Genomic DNA, 20,160 nt, shown 5'->3' on the forward strand with positions numbered 1-20,160 from the left:
CTGCCTTCCTTCGATCTGTGCATTGCGTAGCCCGTCGCCAGATGGACTCGCTAATGGCTGATCATCCATGGCCGCGTGCCGGGAAAGGACTTGGCGGCGTCCGGCGTGCCAGCCAGCCGGGCGCCCCCCCCCGAGCAGCCGCAGCCGGGCCCGTGGCGGTGCCCCTGCGAACTGACCGGCGCATGGGCGCTGCGCTCGTTACCGGCATGCGCGGCACGCCGAGCCGACGGCATCAGCGCCAGCATCGTCGCCGTGACCATGCGCGGCGCTTGCTGGCCGCAGCCGGGACACGCCTGAGGCGCATCGCGATCGTCGATGCGCCGCACCGCGCTGAAGCTGCCGCAATCCACGCACGCGTATTCATAAATGGGCATTCAGGTCTCCGCTCGGTTGGAACCGGCCGGCGCGGTCCGTGCGAATACGGGAATCCGCGCCGGCCGCCGGTTGCTTCAGATCGCTTCACATCGATTCACATCGACCCGGCGCTCGTCAGCGCTACGTCAGGCCAGGTCGGGTGAGAGCAGGACATCGGCACCTCCCTTGATATGCACAGTGGGTCCACTGGCCTGCGGCCGGATATCGAAGTCGAAGATCTGTGTCGGTATCCACAGCGTGGCGCAGGAGTTGGGTATGTCCACGACGCCGCTGATATGCCCCTGCACCGGCGCCGTGCCCAGGATGGCGTAGGCCTGCGCGCGCGAGTAGCCGAACTTGGTCAGGTATTCGATCGCGTTCAGGCAGGCCTGCCGGTAGGCGACGTTGACATCCAGGTAGTGCTGCTTGCCGCCTTCATCGACCGAGATCCCCTCGAAGATCAGGTAGTCGTTGTAGGTCGGCGTGATCGGGCTGGGCTTGAAGATGGGATTCTTGATGCCGTACTTCGCCATCCCCCCCTTGATCACGTTCACCCGCATGTGCACCCACCCGGCCATCTCGATGGCGCCGCAGAAGGTAATCTCGCCGTCGCCCTGGCTGAAGTGAAGATCGCCCACCGACAGCCCCGCGCCATCCACATACACCGGGAAGTACACCCGCGAGCCGCGCGACAGGTCCTTGATGTCGCAGTTGCCACCATGCTCGCGCGGTGGCACGGTGCGCGCGCCCTCTGCCGCCGCCCGTTGCGCGGCGTCGCCCTGGAGCCTGCCCATGTGCGCGGTCGCGGCGAACGGCGGGTTGGCCAGCGGCGGCACACGGTCGGGGTCGGTCTTGATCAGGCCTACCTCGCGTTCGTTCCAGGTCTGCAGCAGCTTGGGGTCGGGCAGGCAACCGATCAGCCCCGGGTGGATCAGCCCCGCGAACTGCACGCCGGGCACGTGGCGCGACGTGGTGTAGACGCCGTGGAAATCCCAGATGGACTTCTGCGCCTGCGGGAAATGGTCCGTCAGGAAGCCACCGCCGTTCTTCTTCGAGAAGAAGCCGTTGAAGCCCCACTGGCTCTCCTGCCTGGCGCCCACATCGAGCAGGTCCACCACCAGCAGGTCCCCCGGCCCGACGCCATGCACGCCCACCGGCCCGGACAGGAAGTGGACGATCGACAGGTCGATGTCCCGCACGTCGTCCGCGGACTCGTTGTTCTTGATGAAGCCGCCGGTCCAGTCGTAGGTTTCCAGGATGAATTCGTCGCCGGGATTGACCCAGCAGGCCATCGGGATATCCGGGTGCCAGCGGTTGTGCACCTTCTCGTTCTCGTACGCCGACTGCGCGAGATCGACCTTGATAAGGGTATCTGCCATCTGCCTGTCTCCTTGGTGTGGATCCGGTCAATCGCCGGATTGCGGCCGTGAAACCATGCAGCCGTGGTGGCTGCCTGAACCTGCTTCGTCGCGCGCGATTGCGCGCCCCGTTACTGCCTATTTGAATGACTCGCTCAGCAGCAGATAGCCTGGCAGCCAGCCAGTCGCGATGCCTGCCAGGACCGTGGCGAAACCGGTGAACTTCAGGATGGGGCGCTGCATCGCGAGCAACAGGAAATACAGGAACCACAGCACGCCCCAACCGACCCAGCACCAGGCGAACCAGGTGTCCCAGACGGAGTTCGCGTTGCGCAGCGCGTCGATGGCGACGGGAATCACCGTGACCGAGACGAACAGGCTGAACCAGCCAAGGCCGCGCCCGTCGGCACCATTGAAACGGTTGAGCGCAACCCACAGGTAGGTGAAGGTGAACAGCAGCGTCAGCGCGCCGGCCTTGATCGATGCGCTATCCGCCTCGCCGCCGAAGATGAGCCGCAGCGACACCAGCATCGTTACTCCGCCGGCGAAGATATTCACGACCCAGATCTCGCGGTCGCCAATTTTTCCGAGCAGCCAAAGGCCGTTCAGGCATAGCACTGCTCCGACGTACAGCAAGGTCAGGCCTAGCATGGCGTGTCTCCCCCGTGAGGTGGTCTTGTTTTATTGGGTGCTCGTATTCGTGTTCGTGTTCGTGGGCCCTGGCGCCGCGCCCTGCCGTGTGGCGACGGGTCAACTATATGCAGGGCCGTGCTCATGCGAATCCCTCACGGCGAGGATTTCCGTCTCATCCGGCTGGGTGAGGCGATTTCACCCAGGCGCATGAGGCAACGGCGCAAGCGGGATACGAAACACGCGTGTCAGTTCGCGCCGGGGAAGGATGGTGCGCCGCGCCAATGCGGGCCTGCGCGGATCCCGGCCCGCAAGGGTTTTGCCGCTTCCGGGCGGTCAGGCCGGCGGGCAGTGCTGGGCGTGCAGGCGCACCAGTTCCATCTGGCCGTGCGTGTTGGTCTTCTGGAAGATTTGCTTGAGGTGGCTGCGCACCGTGTTATCGGAGACGTGCAGCACCTCGGCCAGGCTGGCGATGGAGTGGCCGGCAAAGACCAGCGCGTTGACCCGCGCCTGAGCCTCGCTCAACTTGAACTGGCGTGCGAACAGGCAATCGTGGTGCGCGTGCTCCGTGCCCTGCCGGCGCGCGCTGACCACCACCACCGCGCGCTCCTCGCCCAGGCCGGTACGCAAGGACGCGCCGGCGGGCTGCAGCGTCAGTGTGGTGGGCAACGCAAATCCCGGCGCGCAGACCGACAGCACCTGGGTCGGCACCAGGGCGGCATGGACCGCATGGGCCGCGTGGGCATCGCGCATGTCGCCGGCACCGCGCGCCAGCCCGGCCAGCATCTCGCGCAAGGCACGGTGATCGGTGGGCATGACGGCGGCGAGATAGTCCCCGTCCCGGTACAGCCCGCTGCCCTGCCCGCACAGCGCCTGGGCGCTGCGGTTGCAATAGACGATGCGTCCGTCCTGCTCCACCAGGAAGGTAGCGCTGGGATGACCGTCGATGATGCGCATCAGCGCCTGGCTCAGGTCGGCGGCGCTGTGCCGTTGCCAGCGGTTCTCCAGCGACAACGCCATATGCGCCAGCAGCCCGCGGAACTCGGCCTTTTCCTTCGCGCTGAATCGCCGCTGGTCTTCGCGCCGGTACAGCTCAAGGAAATAGACCACGTCGGCCTCGCGGGCAACGACCCCGCACAAGCGGTGCAGGTATTGATGGGGCCGCAGCAGTGCATGGTAGAAGTCCGTCCTGACCAGGTCGCTGCTGCTGAGCATGTCTTCGCCGCCGATCACCTGCAGCGGCTGGTAGGCGTTGCTGGAGAGAAACCAGGGATTGCGTGGCGAGTATTCCGCGAAGGTGCGGAAGAACGCCGCATCATCCGGCGCGCCGCACAGTACCGCTCCCTGTCCGCCAGCCAGGTGCCGCCGTGCCAGCACCGCCGTGCCCGCGGAGAACTGGTCGCGCAGCAGCGCAATGACGCCGCGCAACCCTTCGTCGTCGCGCGCGGCGTGGATGCGGTAGACCAGTTCACCGGTCAGGGGATCGGCGCTATCGGCATTCTTGGCGGTCAACCGCGCGTCCTCCATGACTTCTGGCACAGTGGATTCGGGCAGCGCTCGGGTAAATGCCGTCTGCCCCGCTCTCTTCAAAATGAGGATTGCCGGCCAGTGTTTCCGCTGGAACCTCAAAAGTCAAGACGCGCGCGCCTGCTGCCGCGCAGCATTCCGGCCGTGCGCTATCGCTGCATCCGCCCCCTCCCGCGCGTGGGATGCATGTCATTGCGCAGGGACCGGATTCAGTCAATAATCGAAGCGCTCGCTGCCAACCCTCCGCCTCGATTCGCATCCATTCGACCCAGATCGCATACGCTTCCCCGGACCCGCATCGCACCCGACGCCCCCACGCCATGCGCATCAAACGAGAATATCAATCCTGGGTCGCGAATGAAACGCTGGAGGATTACGCGCTGCGTTACGCGGCGCGCTCGTACCGGCGGTGGTCCCCGTTCACGCTGGCCAACACAGCCATCGGCGGCGTGTCCTTCCTGGCGCTGGAGGCGATAGGCGCCAGCATCACGCTCAGCTTCGGCTTCCAGAATGCGTTTCCGGCCATCCTGCTGGTCTGCCTGCTGATTTTCCTGATCGGCCTGCCCGTGGCCTACCACGCCAGCGTGGCCAATGTGGACATCGACCTGCTCACGCGCGGCGCGGGCTTCGGCTATGCCGGGTCCACCATCACCTCGCTGATCTACGCGTCCTTCACCTTTATCTTCTTCGCGCTGGAATCGGCCATCCTGGCCCAGGCGCTGACCATCGCCACCGGGCTGAACCTGACCCTGGGCTACCTGGTCTGCTCGCTGGTGATCGTGCCGATGGTGTTCTTCGGCGTCACGCTGATCAACAAGCTGCAGATGTGGACGCAACCGCTGTGGGCGGTGCTGCTGGTGCTGCCGTTCGTCTATATCCTGCGCCACGATCCAGGTGTGCTGGCGCAATGGGCCGCCTTCACCGGGCGCGACGGCGCCTCGCCCGCCTTCAACGTGCTGGCCTTCGGCGCCGCCACCGGCGTGCTGTTCTCGCTGATGGGACAGATCGGCGAGCAGGTGGACTACCTGCGTTTCCTGCCTGAGCGCACCGCGCAGAACCGGTGGAGCTGGTGGAGCGCGCTGCTGCTGGCGGGACCCGGCTGGATCCTGATCGGCGGGCTCAAGGTGCTGGCGGGCAGCCTGCTGGCGGTATTGGCGGTGCAGGCCGGCCTGGCCACCGGCAAGGCCATGGAACCCATGCACATGTACGTGTGGGCGTACGGGCAGGTCTTCGACCAGCCCGAGGTGGTGATGGCGGTGGCGCTGCTGTTCGTGGTGGTCTCGCAGATCAAGATCAACGTAACCAACGCCTACGCGGGCTCGCTGGCCTGGTCCAATGTGTTCGTGCGGCTGGCGCACTACCATCCGGGCCGCGTGGTCTGGCTGGTGTTCAACGTACTGATCGCGCTGCTGCTGACGCTGCTGGGCATCTTCAGCACGCTGGAGGCCGTGCTCAGCGTTTATTCAAACCTGGTGATCGCCTGGCTCGGCGCGCTGGTGGCCGACCTCATCGTGCTCAAGCCCCTGGGCATCAGCCCGCGCCACATCGAGTTCCGGCGAGCCTACCTGTATGCGTTCAACCCGGTGGGCTGCGGCGCCATGCTGATCGCCTCGATGGCCGGTATCGGTGCTTACTCCGGCCTGCTCGGCTCCCTGGCGCAGGCCTATTCGGCCTTTATCGCGATGGGCGCCTCGTTCGCCAGCGCCATCCTGATCGCCTATGCGACCCGCGGCCGCTACTATATCGCGCGCCAGGAACCGCAGATCCGCGCCGCCGGCGCCGACGAGCCGCTGCGCTGCTGCATCTGCGAGCGCGACTATGAAGCGCCGGACATGGCGCACTGCCCCTTCTACGAGGGGCCGATCTGCTCGCTGTGCTGCGGCCTGGACAACCATTGCCACGATGCCTGCAAGGCGCCCGGCACCGCCGCGCGAGAGCAGGCATCGCCGCGCAAGAGCAGCTTCCTGCGGATACTGCCTCCGCATTTCCTGCGCCGCCTGGTGCGTTTCCTCGGCCTGTTCGTGATCGCGTCGGCGGCCATGGGCGCGGTGTTCCTGCTGGCCTACCGGCTCCTCGGCGAGGGCGCCCCGCCGTCCGCCGGCGGGCTCGGGGACCTGCTGCTGCGCGTTTACTCGGCCACCCTGCCCCTGCTGGCATTCGGCGCGTGGTGGATCGTGCTGTCGCACGAAAGCCGCGAGCTGGCGCAGGCCGAACTGATGGAATCGCTGCGGCATCTCGAATCCGCGCGCAAGGACCTGGTGGAAGCCGGGAAGATGGCGTCGCTGGGCGGACTGGTGGCGGGGGTCGCGCACGAGATCAATACGCCGGTGGGCATTACCGTCAGCGCCGCATCCTACCTGCAGGACCGCACCAGCGCCACGCAGGCGCTGGTGGCAGGCGGCGGGCTGACGCCGGCGGAGCTGGAGCGCTACCTGTCGGACGCCGCGCAATCCGCCCGGTTGCTGTTGTCCAACGCCAACCGCGCGGCGGAGCTGGTGCAGAGCTTCAAGCAGATGGCGGTCGACCAGACCAGCGAAAAGCGGCGCAGCTTCGATCTCGGCGACTACATCCGCGAAACCGTGGTCAGCCTCGACCCCAGGCTGCGCGACACGCGCGTGGCGTTGCAGATCGACTGTCCGGCGGGCATCGCCATGACCGGCTACCCTGGCGCGATCGCCCAGATCCTCACCAACCTGATCATGAACTCGCTGGTGCACGCCTTCGGCGGCGGCGACACAGGCCCTGTCCGCGGCACCATCCGCATCGCCGCGCGCCACGCGCCTGGCGACGAGGTGGTGATCCGCTACGCCGACAACGGCCGTGGCATACCGGACGCGCTGCACGAGAAGATCTTCGAACCCTTTTTCACCTCGCGCCGCGGCAAGGGCGGCAGCGGGCTGGGCCTGCACCTGGTCTACAACCTGGTTACGCAGCGCCTGGGCGGCACCATCGCGGTGGGCAACGGCGTCAGCCAGGATGGCGGAGGCATTGTCTTCACCATCCGGATGCCGAGAGTCACGCCCGCCACGAAGGCCACCATTCCGATCGCGTCCGTAAAGAGTCCGTCATGAACACCTCCTTGTCTGTGCCCGCGTGGCAGGTCCTACTGGTCGACGACGATCCCGACGTGCACGAGATCACGCAGCTGGTGCTGGCGGACCTGACGTTTTCCGGTCGCGGGATCCAGTTCCACAGCGCCTACTCCGGCGAAGAATGCAAGGCGTACCTGGCCGCGCATCCGGACACGGCGCTGGTGCTGCTCGACGTGGTGATGGAAACCGATGACGCCGGCCTGGAGACGGTGCGCTATATCCGCGAGCAACTGCGCAACGCCGACCTGCAGATCGTGCTGCGTACCGGACATCCGGGCATGGCGCCGGAGCGCGAGGTCATCACCGGGTACGAGATCAATGGCTACTTTCTCAAGACAGAACTGACCGCGCAGAAGTTGACGTCCGTCGTGATCGGCGGCCTGCGCACGTACCAGTATGTCAAGGCATTGCAGCAGGCCAATGCGCTGCAACCGGAGGGTGGGCTGCCCGCCGCCCGTCCATTGCCGGACCTCGCAAGCGCTGCGCCATCCGGCGGCCCGGGCGTGGAAGACGCCGTCGAAGAGAGCCTGCGCGGCGGGCAGTACCGGCTGCATGCGGTGTCCCAGTTCGACTTGAGTTCCGCCGCCATTGCAGCCATCGCACTACTGCCGGAGTGGCCGGTCGCGGACGGCTGGATGCCGCATACCGAGATCGCCTGCCGTATCCGCCGGCCCGCCCTGGTTACCGAGATCAACGCCGCGCTGCTGCGCCGCGCCTGCGAGCTTGCGCAAGCCTGGCACACCGACCCGCAAGCTGCCGTCTCCAGCCCGACCCGCGTCAGCGTTCCCATCCTGCTGCCGCAGGTGGCCGGCGCGGAGGAATCCGCGCTGTTGGCCTTGCCGGAGCTGCTCAGGCAGTCCCTGCGCGAGACCGGCCAGCCCGGCAACCAGCTTGACCTGCAGCTACCCGGCATCCTGCTGGGCACGGCGACGGAAGCCGCCCGCCTCGCCTGCGCCCGGATCCAGGAGCAAGGCGCGTCGGTCACGCTGGCCGACGTGGGCAACACGCCGATCTCTCTCGCGAACCTGCAGCGCCTGTTGCCCGACCGGCTGCAGATTCCGCTTGGCTACGTGCGCAACGTGGCAACCGACGCCAGGCGCGCCGCCATCGCGCGTGCCGTGATCGCACTGGCGCATACGCTGGGCATGCAGGTGCTGGCCAACGGGCTGGCCAGCACGGACGAACTGCAGTTCTTCAAGTGGGAAGGCTGCGACCACGGGCAGGGAGACGTGCTCGGCACGGCGTGGGAGACGACGGAGTGGATGAAGGCTGCCGTGAGTAAGTAGGGATGGCACGGCAGGTTCTTGCCTGACATTTGGCCGCTGCGTGCCACCCACCTTGCCCAGCCGGACTATCGGCATGTTCTGGCGGCCCGTTTTGAAGCGAGGCACACCGCTCCAGTCCCCTCACCCGCCCGCCATCGCCTGGATGGCCTAACCTCTTCCGCGACGTTCCTCCGAGCGCGCCCGACAGCAACTCACCGCAGCCAGCCACCTCGGCCGAAACCGTCGGGGTGCCGGACTCGGACGGCCCGGGGCTCAGTGGCCGATGTCGTACGTCACCGAGTGCGCCTCCACCGGGGACACCACCTCCCATCGATGCAACATCCTCCCGATCGCCGCATTCGTCAGCGTGGTGTCCCGCGTGCAGTTGCGCGACAGGATGGTCTGCTCCGCGGCTTCCAGATAGACGACATTGACTTCGGCGCCATACGCGAACAGCAAGTCGAAGGTCTTCGCGCGCATCTGCCGGCTCAGGTGCGTCGCGTTCCAGACGAACGGGCGGCCTTCGCGCAGCAGGGCTTTTGCCTGGTCGACAGCGAAGTGCATCGCCGCGCCCTCGTTCTTCCCGTACCGGAGGCCCAGGGCCTCGCGCGCATCGTCAAACCCCACGACCGGCAGGCCGGGACAGTACTTACCGATCCAGGTGCTTTTTCCCGTTGCCGGCAGGCCGCTCAGGACCGTGACGGAGGATCCCGCCTCACGGTGGTACGCATAGTCCGGATGGACATCCTCCCCACGGAGATAGCGCATGCGCGTCCAGCGGTCCGCGAACGCACGCGGCTGGCCGTAGCAGCCCTCCTCGCGCGCCAGCTCGCGAAAGAGTGCGATTTCGACCAGCACGTCTTCGCTATCGGCGCATATCCGCCCGCGCATGTCGGCCTCGGCCAGCGCCGCCAGTTCACGTATGTCGAGTTCGAGCGACAAGCGCCGCACCACCATCTCCGCGGACTCGCCGGACCGGTTTCCCCGGATGGCATAAAACGGGAGCTGGTGCACCTGGATCAGCCGGCAAATGGCTTCCCGCAGCGCGAACGGCACCCCGCTGCGCCACAGCAGCACGCGTGCGTCGACCGCGCCGCGGGCCGAGTGGCCTGGCTGGCCGATCGCCCGGTTTCCGGATCCACCCGTGTGGTGGCGGGATTCGCGATGTCGTGCAATAGCGCCGCATAGAACAGGACGAAGCGGCGTTCTGAACTGGCGGCCGCATAGTTCTCAAGGTGTACGAGGGACTGGACCAGCAGCCTGGTGTGGGTCCAGACGTCGCCTTCCGCGTGATAGCGTGGATCCTGCGGCGTGCGGCGCAACGGCTCCAGGCAGGGGAGCGCCTCCATGACGGCTTTCCAGTCCGGATGGGTGCCGGCTGGCGGAACGTGTGCCGCCAGGCTTGCATATGCCGGCGCTCGCAGCACAGGTGAGGCCCGCAGCGATTGCAGATTCGTAGCGGTCAAAAGATCGGTCATTTCCATTGCGACTCTCCTGTTTGTTCGCGCATGTGGTTCTGCTCGAACGCATGGTTATGCATCCAGTGCTCGTCCGTCTGCACATGCCCGCTACGCACGAACTTCGCCACGCAGCGCCTGAAATCGGCGTAACGGATCTCACCCGCGACCCGGACCACATAGCCCTCGGTCCGCTCGCGCTCGCGCTCGCTTTCGCGCCAGAGCGCCTGGATCGCCGCGGCATCGAACTTGCCGTCGTAAAGCACAGGGACCGGCTCGATGCCGAGCAAGGCGAACCACTCCACCGTCTCGTCCCAACCGAGGCATAGGTTCTGCGCATTCCAGACCGAGAATCCCAGGAAGAAGGAAGCCAGGTCCCGGTACCGGATCGAATGCGTCGCGAACAGGTTCTCGCCGCAGACTCGTCATCGCTCCGGGATATCCATCCGCATCGCGCCCCAGAATCCCTTGAGCCAATCGCGGCTGGGATGGTGGCGGCTGTCCAGGCTTCTGGCGTGCATGCCGGTGCGGTAGAGCGAGGTGTTTTCTCCGTCCATCTTGGACGTGACAATCACGCGGCGCCCGTGGAATGCATCCAGGGCCCCGATCCTCCGGTCGTCGTCGCCGAGCCCGGGCGACCACGGCAAATGCGGGGTACGCGGGTACTTCACGCGATCGGCAACTACGTGGGCAGGTTTGATTTCCCGAAGCGTTTCGGGTTCTTGCATCGTCATTCGAACTCCAGAAAAATTGGAGCCGACGATGGGATGGCGCGTGGCGGACTGGCAGTCGCCGGAAGGCAACTCAGGTCTGGAACAGTGTAAAGCGCTTAACGCAAGCACAGCAGACGATTGCGCGGGCGCGCCATCGGCACTCTGCGTGTGCAGGTGTCGTCGGCATCAGAGGGTGATGGCGGACATGCGGGGCACTTTACTCTCCAGGAAAAAAGGGGGTGAACAAACAACAGCACAAGTGTGCGGGTGTCGGATATTACACAGGCGGCGCAGGTGCGTAAATCATGCGTTGCTGGTTTTCCACACGACAGCTGTCCCGCTAGCCGGGGAGGACGTGGCATCCCGCGCCACGGTACCAAGGGGCTGTGACAGCGCCCCGATCCCGGCATAATCTGCAGGAAATACAAAACGAGCCAATTCAATCCGTCAACTACCCCGCCCTGAAGGGCGGAGCTTGAAAGGCAACTGACAAGCTCGGGTTGACCAGGCAAAGCGGTAACCAACCCGCTACGTTGCGAATAGGTGCAAGACCGACGTTGGGATGCTTCCTTAGTCCCAACCTCTCGAAGCCCCGGTTGCAGACAAGCGACAGGGTAAGCACGAAACGGATCAGGGCAGATCGCCGGTTCGCAACATTGCCGAAGGGAGACGCCCCCGCGAGGGGCGCGTAACCAGGCCCGTAAGGGTAACTATTTAGGAGAGATTGCCTTGGCAGTCTTTGTGTTGGACAAACGCGGTAAGCCGCTCATGCCATGCAGTGAGAAGCGGGCTCGCCTGCTCCTCGCGCGCGGACGCGCCCGGGTGCATCGGCTGATGCCATTCGCCATTCGACTGATCAACCGGCACCAGGACGACAGCGCGCTGCAACCGCTGCGCCTTCAGTTGGACCCGGGCAGCAAGGAAACGGGCGTCGCCATCGTTCGCGAAACGACTGACGAAAATGGCGCCAGGCACGTCTTCGTGCTCTCCCTCGCCGAGATCCTTCACCGCGGCCGTCAGATCAGTGAGGCCTTGACGGCTCGCCGAGCGATGCGCCGGGGCCGCCGCGGACGCAAGACTCGGTACCGCGCCGCCCGGTTTGACAACCGCCGTAAGCCGGAGGGCTGGCTGGCACCCAGTCTGCGCCACCGCATCGACACCACCATGTCGTGGGTCGCCCGCTATCGCGCGCTGGCGCCGATCACGGCTATCAGCACGGAGCTCGTCCGCTTCGACATGCAGGCGATGCAGACCCCTGAAATCTCCGGGGCCCAGTATCAGCAAGGCACGCTGCAGGGCTATAATGTACGAGAGTACCTGCTGGAAAAATTCGGTCGCACCTGCGCATATTGTGACGCGAAGGATCGACCCCTCGAGATCGAACACATCGACGCCCGTGCCAACAACGGCTCGAATCGGGTATCGAATCTGACGCTGGCGTGCCGGCCCTGCAATCAGAAGAAAGGCTCTTTGCCCATTGAAGTGTTCCTGCGCAAGGACCCGGAGCGGGCCAGGCGAATCCGGGCACGGGCGAAAGCGCCGCTACGGGATGCCGCGGCAGTGAATGCCACGCGGTTCGCTTTGCTTGCCGCACTGAAGTCCACCGGACTTCCCGTTGAGACCGGCAGCGGCGCTCAGACGAAGTACAACCGCCGGCGCCTCGACATTCCCAAGACCCACGCCCTTGACGCGGCCTGCGTCGGGGATGTGATGACGGTATCGGACTGGCAACGGCCGACGCTACGCATCAAATGCACTGGGCGGGGCAGCTACCAGCGCACCCGTCTCACCGCGCACGGATTCCCCCGCGGCTACCTGATGCGTAGCAAGCGCGCCTTCGGCTTCCAGACCGGTGACATGGTCAAAGCAGTGGTTCACTCCGGGAAGAAGGCGGGTACGCACGTCGGTCGCGTCGCGATCCGCGCAACCGGCTCATTCAACATCCAAACCGCCGAGGGGGCGGTGCAGGGTATCTCCCATAAGCACTGCGTGATCCTCCAGCGCGGCGACGGCTATGGCTATTCACTCGTAGCGCACTCACAAAAGGAGAGCGAGGACAGGGGCGACGCTTCGCGTCGCGCGCTATCCCTCCTCGGCCTGAAGGCCGGGGTATCTCGCGCAAACGGATGAACGACTGTCCCCGATGCAGTCACCCAGGCCTGGCCGTTCGCCAGGGCGCTGGCAAACCGGATGCGCCTCCCCATTGCGTTCCGGCCCCTGGGCTGATCGGGAAGCCTGCGATCTTGCCGGCGGTCCTGCTGGCATTGGCACTCGTTCACAGCCACGACGGCCGGGCGACGCCGCTGCGCGCGTTCACCATCGAAGATGTCGCGACCGAAGCGAAGTCCCAGTGCTACACCGAATGGCCAGCCTATCCAGCGGAACTCGACCGGGCCGGGATGCGCGGCCGCGCGTCGGTATCGCTGTCCATCGCGGCAACAGGCAAGGTGGCATCGGTGTCCATCAAGGTCAGTTCCGGCAACGCCATGCTCGACAGCCTGGCCCTGGCAAACCTGCGCAAGGCCGATTGCCAGCCGTTCTGGAGCGCCGAAACCGGGCAAGCCATCCCCGGCACCGCCGTGGTGCAGGTCGGTTTCCCGCCCGACAACGGCAACGTCCCGAGACGTCCCCAGCCAGAGCAGCTTGCGGTAACCAACGAAGAGCGCGCTGCGGAGCCGCCGCAGTTGTTCCCGCCGACCTACGATGAAGCCGTCACCGCGCTGATCCGCGCGTTCGATGTCGGCGCCATCCTTGCCGTCGGCCTGGACCATGCGTTCGCAAGGTTGCCGGCGAAGATCGGACCGATCCCGAAAGACCGCTACGTGGAGTGCACCCGTATGAAGCTCTCGCCCGAACTGGTGGAGAAGGCTGTCAGGCCCGCGCTGGCAGCGGAGATACAGGATCCCGGCCTGACGATGCGGCTGGCGCGCTTGCTCGGCTCCCCGATCGGGCGCAAGACCAAGGAAGCGGCATTGTCAGGCAAGGCGCTGGCGGATGCAGGGATTACCGGGGCCGACCTGCTCGAGTTCAACCGGTATATGGAGAACCGGGACTTGAAAGCCTTTCTTGAAAACGGAGGCCTGCGCCGCATAAAGGATGCCGTCTCCCGCGTGATCGACGTGGAAAGCAAGGCGGCGGCGAACGCCTGCGTCAGGCAACTGATGCCGTTGTACCGCCTGAAAAACGAGCGCTCGGCATGACCTCGCCTGGCACCCGCCGCATCCGGTCCCCTGCGTGAAATATCGTTACAGTTGTATCCCGCGGCAAGGCGGCGGCAGGGCTAAAGTCAAATCATGGCTACTGCACGACGAGGATCGAAATGAGACATGTTTTTTTCTGCGCGCTGGATGTCGGCGCGCTGGCCTGGGCGGCCTCCCAGCCCGCTCTGGCACGCGTCGATGTTGACCTGAATATCGGTGTGCCCGCGCCGGTGGTCGTGGCGCCGGCACCCGTCTATGCCGCCCCGGCCTATCCGGCTCCGCCGCCCCCGGCGGTTTATCCGGCCCCGCCGCCTGGCTATGGGCCGCCCCCGGTCGCCTACGGGCCGCCCCCCGCCTACGGCCCGCCGGTGGTGGTCGCACCCGCGGTGGTCATCGGGTGGCATGGGGAGCGCTACTGGGACGGACGCCGCTGGTGGGGACGCCGCGACTGGTACGCCTATCACCACCCTTACCCTTATCACCGGTAGCCGCCCGCGGCAGCCGGCGCTGCTTGTAGCAAAGGCGCAACGGGCCGGATGGAATTCCGTTAATTCTTATTACACGCAGGAAAACAAAAAGCCGCCCCGGCAAGGGGCGGCTTTTTGTCTGGCGTGAGCCTTGGTGGGCCTGGGTGAGCGTTAGTGGGCCTTCGGACCAATGACGAACTCTCCGTCCTGGTAATCCACCGGCACCACATCCTTGGCGGCAAACTTGCCTTCGAGGATGGCGCGCGCCACCGGGTTCTCGATCTGCTGCTGGATCGCGCGCTTGAGCGGACGCGCCCCGAACACCGGATCGTAGCCAGCGCTGGCGATCTTGGCGATGGCGGCCTCGCTCACCTCGAGCGTCATGTCCATGCGCGCCAGCCGTGCCGTCAGCCGCTCCAGTTGGATGCGGGCGATCGACTCGATATGTTGCTGGTCGAGCGAATGGAACACCACCACCTCGTCGATGCGGTTGAGGAACTCGGGCCGGAAATGTGTCTTCACTTCCTGCCATACCGCGCCCTTGACCGCCTCGTGCGGCTCGCCTGTCATCGCCTGGATGATGTGCGATCCCAAATTGGAGGTCATCACGATCACCGTGTTCTTGAAATCCACCGTGCGTCCCTGGCCATCGGTCAGGCGGCCGTCGTCCAGCACCTGCAGCAGCACGTTGAACACGTCCGGGTGGGCCTTCTCGACTTCGTCAAGCAGGATCACGCTGTACGGCTTGCGGCGCACGGCCTCGGTCAGGTAACCGCCTTCTTCATAGCCCACGTATCCCGGCGGCGCGCCGATCAGCCGGCTCACGCTGTGCTTCTCCATGAACTCGCTCATGTCGATGCGGATCAGGTGGTCCTGCGAATCGAACAGGAACTCGGCCAGCGCCTTGCACAACTCGGTCTTGCCCACGCCGGTAGGACCGAGGAACAGGAACGAGCCGTAAGGCTTGTTCTCGTCCGACAGGCCGGCACGCGAGCGGCGGATGGCGTCCGACACCAGGCGCACGGCCTCGTCCTGGCCAACCACGCGGCGGTGCAGATAGTCCTCCATCTTGATCAGCTTCTCGCGCTCGCCCTGCATCATCCTTGACACGGGGATGCCGGTCGCGCGGCTCACCACTTCGGCGATTTCCTCGGCGCCAACCTGCGTGCGCAGCAGCTTGTTGGGCTGCTTCTGCTCGCTGGCCTCGGCCACGGTGGCGGCCTTCAGCTTGCCTTCGAGTTCGGGCAGCTTGCCATACTGCAGCTCGGCCACCTTGTCGAGCTTGCCTTCGCGCTGCAGGCGCGTGATCTCCAGGCGGATCTTGTCGATCTCTTCCTTGAGCGCGGCCGCGCCCTGGGCGGCACCCTTCTCGGCCTTCCAGATCTCTTCGAGGTCGGCGTACTCCTTCTCCAGACGGCTGATTTCCTGTTCGATCAGTTCGAGACGCTTCCTGGAGGCTTCGTCGGTTTCCCGCTTGACCGCCTCGCGCTCGATCTTGAGCTGGATGGTGCGGCGCTCGAGCTTGTCCATCACCTCCGGCTTGGAGTCGATTTCCATCTTGATGCGCGCGCCGGCTTCGTCGATCAGGTCGATCGCCTTGTCGGGCAGGAAGCGGTCGGTGATATAGCGGTGCGACAGCTCCGCCGCGGCGACGATGGCCGGGTCGGTGATCTCCACGCCGTGGTGCAGTTCATACTTCTCCTGCAAGCCGCGCAAGATGGCGATGGTGGCCTCCACGCTGGGCTCGTCGACCAGTACCTTCTGGAAGCGGCGCTCCAGCGCGGCATCCTTCTCGATGTATTTGCGGTATTCGTCCAGCGTGGTGGCGCCGATGCAGTGCAACTCGCCGCGCGCCAGTGCGGGCTTGAGCATATTGCCCGCGTCGATCGCGCCCTCGGCCTTGCCGGCGCCGACCATGGTGTGCAGTTCGTCGATAAAGACGATGGTCTGGCCCTCGTCCTTGGCGATATCCGACAGCACGGCCTTGAGGCGTTCCTCGAACTCGCCGCGGTACTTGGCGCCGGCCAGCAGGCCCGCCATGTCGAGCACCAGCACGCGCTTGTTCTTCAGGCTTTCCGGCACTTCGCCATTGACGATGCGCTGGGCCAGGCCTTCCACGATGGCGGTCTTGCCCACGCCCGGCTCGCCGATCAGCACGGGGTTGTTCTTGGTGCGGCGCTGCAGGATCTGGATGGCGCGGCGGATTTCGTCGTCGCGGCCGATCACGGGGTCGAGCTTGCCGATGCGGGCGCGCTCGGTGAGGTCCACGGTGTACTTCTTGAGCGCCTCGCGCTGGGTCTCGGCGTCGGCGCTGTTGACCGAATCGCCGCCGCGCACGGCTTCGATGGCGGTCTCGAGCGACTTTCGCGCCAGGCCGTTCTCGCGGGCGATGCGGCCGGCCTCGCCTTTGTCGTCGGCCACGGCGAGCAGGAACAGCTCGCTGGCGATGAACTGGTCGCCACGCTTGATGGCTTCCTTCTCGGTGGCGTTGAAGAGCGCGTTAAGCTCGCGCCCGACCTGGACCTCGCTGGTGCCCTGGACCTGCGGCAAGCGCTTGATGGCGGCATCGAGCGCGGTGGTCAGGCCGCCGACGTTGACGCCGGCGCGCGACAGCAGCGCGCGGGCGGCGCCGTCGTTCTGGGCCAGCAATGCGCGCAGCACGTGCAGCGGGTCGATATATTGGTTGTCGTTGCCGATCGCCAGGCTCTGGGCATCGGCCAGCGCTTCCTGGAATCGGGTAGTGAGTTTGTCAAGTCGCATTTAGGAGCCCTCTTTTTTCGGATGAGTGTCCCGATGCGGAAGGCGGGGCGTCCGCGCCCCGGCCTGCCGATCCCGCCGCGCGGGCCGGACACTGGATGTCTGATCGAAAGATAAGGCTTTGCGCCTACATTTCAAGGCCTGACTGAACGGCCATTGATGTGGCGCAGGAAATACGTTGCGACCTGTTCCCTCCCGCGCATTTCACGCTGCCGCGAGCGCCCGCTTGTCTTCCAGGTTGCGCACCAGCACCAGGGCCTCTCCGGCCAGCACCACGCGGCCATCGTCGCCGGTGACGACGGTGGCCAGGTTGACCAGGTCCTTGTCGCCGCGCAGGCGCACGATCCGCACCGAGGCGGTCAGCAATTCGCCCAGCCGCGCCGGCGAACGCAGCCGCAGCGACTGTTTCATCCAGCCGGTGCCGCGGCCCGGCAAGCGCGTGCCCAGCAGGTCCGAGAACATGCCGGCCAGCAGAGGCAGCGGCACGATGGCGCCCCCGAAGCCGCGGCTGCGGGCAAATACCGGGTCGGTATAGAAGGCGTTGCCATCGTCGGTCAACGACACGTATTCATCGATATCGCCGGCGCTGAAACTGCGCACCGCCGAAGCCTCCTGGCCGACGCTAAGGTGATAGAGCGTCCGGTCGCCGTCCACCGCGGCGGCAAGGCGCCCGGCATCGTCCGCCTCGTCAAGCGGCGCCTGTGCCAGCGTTTCGGCACTTGCGTCGACCAGCAGGATCGCATCTCCCTGTGCCGTAATCTGCTCATCGGTAGCTGCCGTTCGCATGCGGCCACGCTGCATGCAGCGGATCTCGGTGTCCAGGGCGATGCGGTCCCGGCCGGGCGTGTCGTTCAGCACCAGCATGGCCGCCACGCCGTCGCCGACGAAGGTGGGACGAGGAAACATCAGCGTCTGCCCGATCGGCAGGACCGGCCTGGGGTTGCTGCGCTGCATCTGCGCGCACAGCAGCGAAAACAGAAACATGCCGTGCGCCACGGTCGCACCGAAATGCGTCGTCCTGGCGAACCGCGGGTCGCAGTGAATGGGATTGTCGTCGCGCGAGAGCGAAGCGAAGCGGTCGAAATCTTCTTGCGTCAGGACGCGCGTGCGGGATGCCTTCATCAGTTGGGTACCTCTACGGTGCTGCCGATGACCGTAATCCGGTCCGCATTGGCCGGGGTGGCGGAAAACGGCGGCAAGTTGGTGGGCAGGATGGTGGGCGCCGGCGACAAGGTGCCACCGCGCGCGATCGTGCGCACCACCTGCGATGGCGGCAGCGCGGTGCCGGTGGTGAGGTTGGCGTAGACCGCGTCGAGCGCCCGGTTCAGGTAGACGTGGAGCGGAATAAAGCGGTTGTCATAGCCCGCTACCGCGCCGATGAAACTGTCGAAGTGCTGGCCGTTCGTGACTTCCATATAGGAGAGATTGCTGGCGCGGCCCTCCTTGAGCCGGTTATAGCCAAGATAGGGCCGCGAGGTATGGTTGACCGGCAGCAGCGCATCGCTGCGGCCATGCACGATGATGGCCGGTTTTCCATGCAGGTCACCCGAGCGCAGCGTCTGGGCCAGCCCCGCCTTCAGCGCCCGCGCCTGGGTGCCGGTGCCGGTCATCAGTGCGCGCAGACAGCGGGCACCATCGAGGTTGGCATCGGCCAGATTCGTGCCGGGCGAACTGGAGTAGAGGTCGCGCAGCGGCCCGCCGGGGTTGTTGTCGTTGATCAGTTGCACGCCAGCCGCCGGCGGCACGCCATTACCCGTCGAGTACAACACATTGAGCGTGGCCGGCGCGATCGTCACCGGCGTCAGTACGGCCGTGCCGGTGGCGGCAAAGCTGTAGCCGCACAGACGGTCAGCCACGGCGGCACGCGCCAGTGCGTTGGCGAACGTCACGGATACCGCACTGGCGACCTCGAACAGGGCAAGCGACGGATGGAGCGCGTCGGAATCCGATTCCCAGCCGGCATCATGCAGCTTCTGCAACGCATCGGCAGCCCGGTTTGCCCCGTCGGACCCGCTGACCAGCCCGGCATTGGCCAGCGACTGGCAACGGTTGAGCGCCGGTTGCACGAGCCCGACGGCGGGCAACGCATACGAGGCCACGCCCGGCGCGTTCACCAGTGCGGTCGCCTGCGAGGTGCAAAGTTGCATCAGGTTGGCCGTGGTGGTGTAGTCATACAGCACGCGCCCCGATTGACTGACCGGCACCCCGCCGCGCGTGACGATCACCCCCGTGTTGGCGGGCAGGTTCAGATTCGGCTCGCCCACCGCCACGCCGTCGATCAGGCCCTCGGTATCCTGCTCCGCCGCGGCGATAGCCGCGCCACCGCCGTTGGAGACGCTGGACGCGATGACGACGATCTTGTCGGGGCCGAAGCTGTGCTGGCGCGTGCCATCCGAGGCCACCGTGCCAAACCGGTCATTGATGGCCCAGATCGCGAATTCGGCGGCCTGCAGCGTGAAGGTGCCCCAGTCCTTCTCGGGGTTGCGCTGCGAATGGGCGTGCTTGAACGCGAGCCGGTGCGGCGCCAGCGCATTGAAGGCAGCCAGGCTGGTATTCGGGAACGGGGCGGCGAACTGCGCGCTGGTGCCGGCGGCGGTACGGTTCGCTCGCGTGCCGTCGATCAGCGGCACGGTGTCGGTATCCAGGTCGTGCGGCGCGGCGCCGGTGCCCTTGTCCGTATAGGCAACGGCGCAGCCGCGCTTGAGCGCCCACTCGCCAGTGGAAATCGCGCCGTAGACGCCGCGCGAGCCGGACGAGGTGGCCGTGATCAGGCAGGGCTTGGCCACGTTGAAACTATCGGGAATCTGCACCAGCATCGTCACGTTCTGCTGGCCGCTGCCATCGTCCGAGAAAGCCAGGTACTCGCGCCCGGCGACCTTCCCTTGCCCGCTGGTGACATTGCCCTGCGCGTCCACGTTGGGGCCATACAGGCTGCCATAGCCACCGCCCGCCGTGATATCCACCAGCGCGCGGTAGTTGGTATAGATGGCATAGCGGCGCAACTCGGCGGCCGTGGGCGCCGCGGAGTTCAGCGGCACCGGCGCCGTGGCCGAGCCCAGGCCGTCCTTGCCAAGACCGCCGGTGAGCAGGTCATCGGTGTTGCCGTCGTAGGTCGTGATCGTTACCGCACCGATATTCGCCGGTTTGGCATTGGGATTGGGATTGACGTTGATCGCATTGTTGTCGCTCGAGCCGCATGCCGCCAGCAGCAGGCCTGCCACGCCTGCCAGCGCCAGGCGCCCTCCGCGTCCGTACCTACCGCCATGTCCTGCAAGTCCGCGCAACATGTTGACCCCCTTTTGCATGCTTGATCTATCGGAACGCAATACAGAAACGAGAA

The 20,160-nt window shown here is 65.9% G+C and carries 13 protein-coding genes and 2 pseudogenes; 5 read left to right on the forward strand and 10 right to left on the reverse strand.

Annotated features, from left to right (window positions below; all coding sequences use genetic code 11):
- Positions 1-50 precede the first annotated feature (50 nt).
- The 4 genes from ACZY0R_RS28175 to ACZY0R_RS28190 form a co-directional block, all read right to left on the reverse strand.
- Positions 51-374, reverse strand: coding sequence for an FmdB family zinc ribbon protein (locus tag ACZY0R_RS28175; protein WP_488863028.1), 324 nt, complete (start codon positions 372-374; stop codon positions 51-53).
- 126 nt (positions 375-500) lie between these two features.
- Positions 501-1,733, reverse strand: a complete 1,233-nt coding sequence (fmdA, locus tag ACZY0R_RS28180; protein ID WP_488863030.1) for a formamidase — start codon at positions 1,731-1,733, stop codon at positions 501-503.
- Positions 1,734-1,850: 117 nt separating this feature from the next.
- Complete coding sequence (locus ACZY0R_RS28185) at positions 1,851-2,363, reverse strand: AmiS/UreI family transporter (RefSeq protein WP_035873613.1); 513 nt, start codon at positions 2,361-2,363, stop codon at positions 1,851-1,853.
- Between the two features lie 315 nt (positions 2,364-2,678).
- Complete coding sequence (locus ACZY0R_RS28190; protein WP_488863033.1) at positions 2,679-3,854, reverse strand: LuxR C-terminal-related transcriptional regulator; 1,176 nt, start codon at positions 3,852-3,854, stop codon at positions 2,679-2,681.
- Positions 3,855-4,189: 335 nt separating this feature from the next.
- Between ACZY0R_RS28190 and ACZY0R_RS28195 the strand changes: the two genes are divergently transcribed.
- Together ACZY0R_RS28195 and ACZY0R_RS28200 are read left to right on the forward strand one after the other, a co-directional pair.
- On the forward strand, positions 4,190-6,940 hold the full coding sequence (locus ACZY0R_RS28195) for an ATP-binding protein (protein WP_488863035.1): 2,751 nt from the start codon (positions 4,190-4,192) through the stop codon (positions 6,938-6,940).
- Positions 6,937-8,247 carry an EAL domain-containing response regulator gene (locus ACZY0R_RS28200; protein WP_488863037.1) on the forward strand — a complete coding sequence of 437 codons (1,311 nt, stop codon included), beginning with the start codon at positions 6,937-6,939 and terminating at the stop codon, positions 8,245-8,247. The genes ACZY0R_RS28195 and ACZY0R_RS28200 overlap by 4 nt, the downstream gene beginning before the upstream one ends.
- A gap of 252 nt (positions 8,248-8,499) precedes the next feature.
- Here the strand turns inward: ACZY0R_RS28200 and ACZY0R_RS28205 are convergent.
- The 3 genes and pseudogenes from ACZY0R_RS28205 to ACZY0R_RS28215 form a co-directional block, all read right to left on the reverse strand.
- Positions 8,500-9,650: pseudogene (locus ACZY0R_RS28205) on the reverse strand (AAA family ATPase).
- A gap of 50 nt (positions 9,651-9,700) precedes the next feature.
- Positions 9,701-10,093 (reverse strand): annotated as a pseudogene (locus ACZY0R_RS28210) (RNA ligase family protein); the annotation flags it as partial.
- A gap of 15 nt (positions 10,094-10,108) precedes the next feature.
- Positions 10,109-10,417, reverse strand: coding sequence for a hypothetical protein (locus ACZY0R_RS28215; protein ID WP_488863039.1), 309 nt, complete (start codon positions 10,415-10,417; stop codon positions 10,109-10,111).
- Between the two features lie 708 nt (positions 10,418-11,125).
- Here ACZY0R_RS28215 and iscB point away from each other — a divergent pair.
- From iscB to ACZY0R_RS28230, 3 genes are all read left to right on the forward strand, one after another.
- Positions 11,126-12,526 (forward strand): RNA-guided endonuclease IscB, encoded by a 1,401-nt coding sequence (gene iscB / locus ACZY0R_RS28220; RefSeq protein WP_488863041.1) that lies wholly within the window; start codon positions 11,126-11,128, stop codon positions 12,524-12,526.
- A 113-nt stretch (positions 12,527-12,639) separates the two neighbouring features.
- Positions 12,640-13,596: an energy transducer TonB gene (locus ACZY0R_RS28225; RefSeq protein ID WP_488863043.1), complete on the forward strand. Its 957-nt coding sequence runs from the start codon at positions 12,640-12,642 to the stop codon at positions 13,594-13,596.
- Between the two features lie 119 nt (positions 13,597-13,715).
- Complete coding sequence (locus ACZY0R_RS28230; protein WP_488863045.1) at positions 13,716-14,084, forward strand: hypothetical protein; 369 nt, start codon at positions 13,716-13,718, stop codon at positions 14,082-14,084.
- 150 nt (positions 14,085-14,234) lie between these two features.
- On the opposite strand, the gene clpB is transcribed toward ACZY0R_RS28230, so the two are convergent.
- The 3 genes from clpB to ACZY0R_RS28245 form a co-directional block, all read right to left on the reverse strand.
- Complete coding sequence (clpB, locus tag ACZY0R_RS28235) at positions 14,235-16,823, reverse strand: ATP-dependent chaperone ClpB (RefSeq protein WP_488863047.1); 2,589 nt, start codon at positions 16,821-16,823, stop codon at positions 14,235-14,237.
- A 201-nt stretch (positions 16,824-17,024) separates the two neighbouring features.
- Entirely contained in the window at positions 17,025-17,942 is a 918-nt protein-coding gene (locus tag ACZY0R_RS28240) for a MaoC/PaaZ C-terminal domain-containing protein (protein ID WP_488863049.1), read from the reverse strand.
- Positions 17,942-20,107 carry a D-(-)-3-hydroxybutyrate oligomer hydrolase gene (locus ACZY0R_RS28245; RefSeq protein WP_488863051.1) on the reverse strand — a complete coding sequence of 722 codons (2,166 nt, stop codon included), beginning with the start codon at positions 20,105-20,107 and terminating at the stop codon, positions 17,942-17,944. Before ACZY0R_RS28245 ends, ACZY0R_RS28240 begins: the two co-directional genes overlap by 1 nt.
- Positions 20,108-20,160: the final 53 nt, after the last annotated feature.

The organism is Cupriavidus sp. F041, assembly GCF_057814235.1.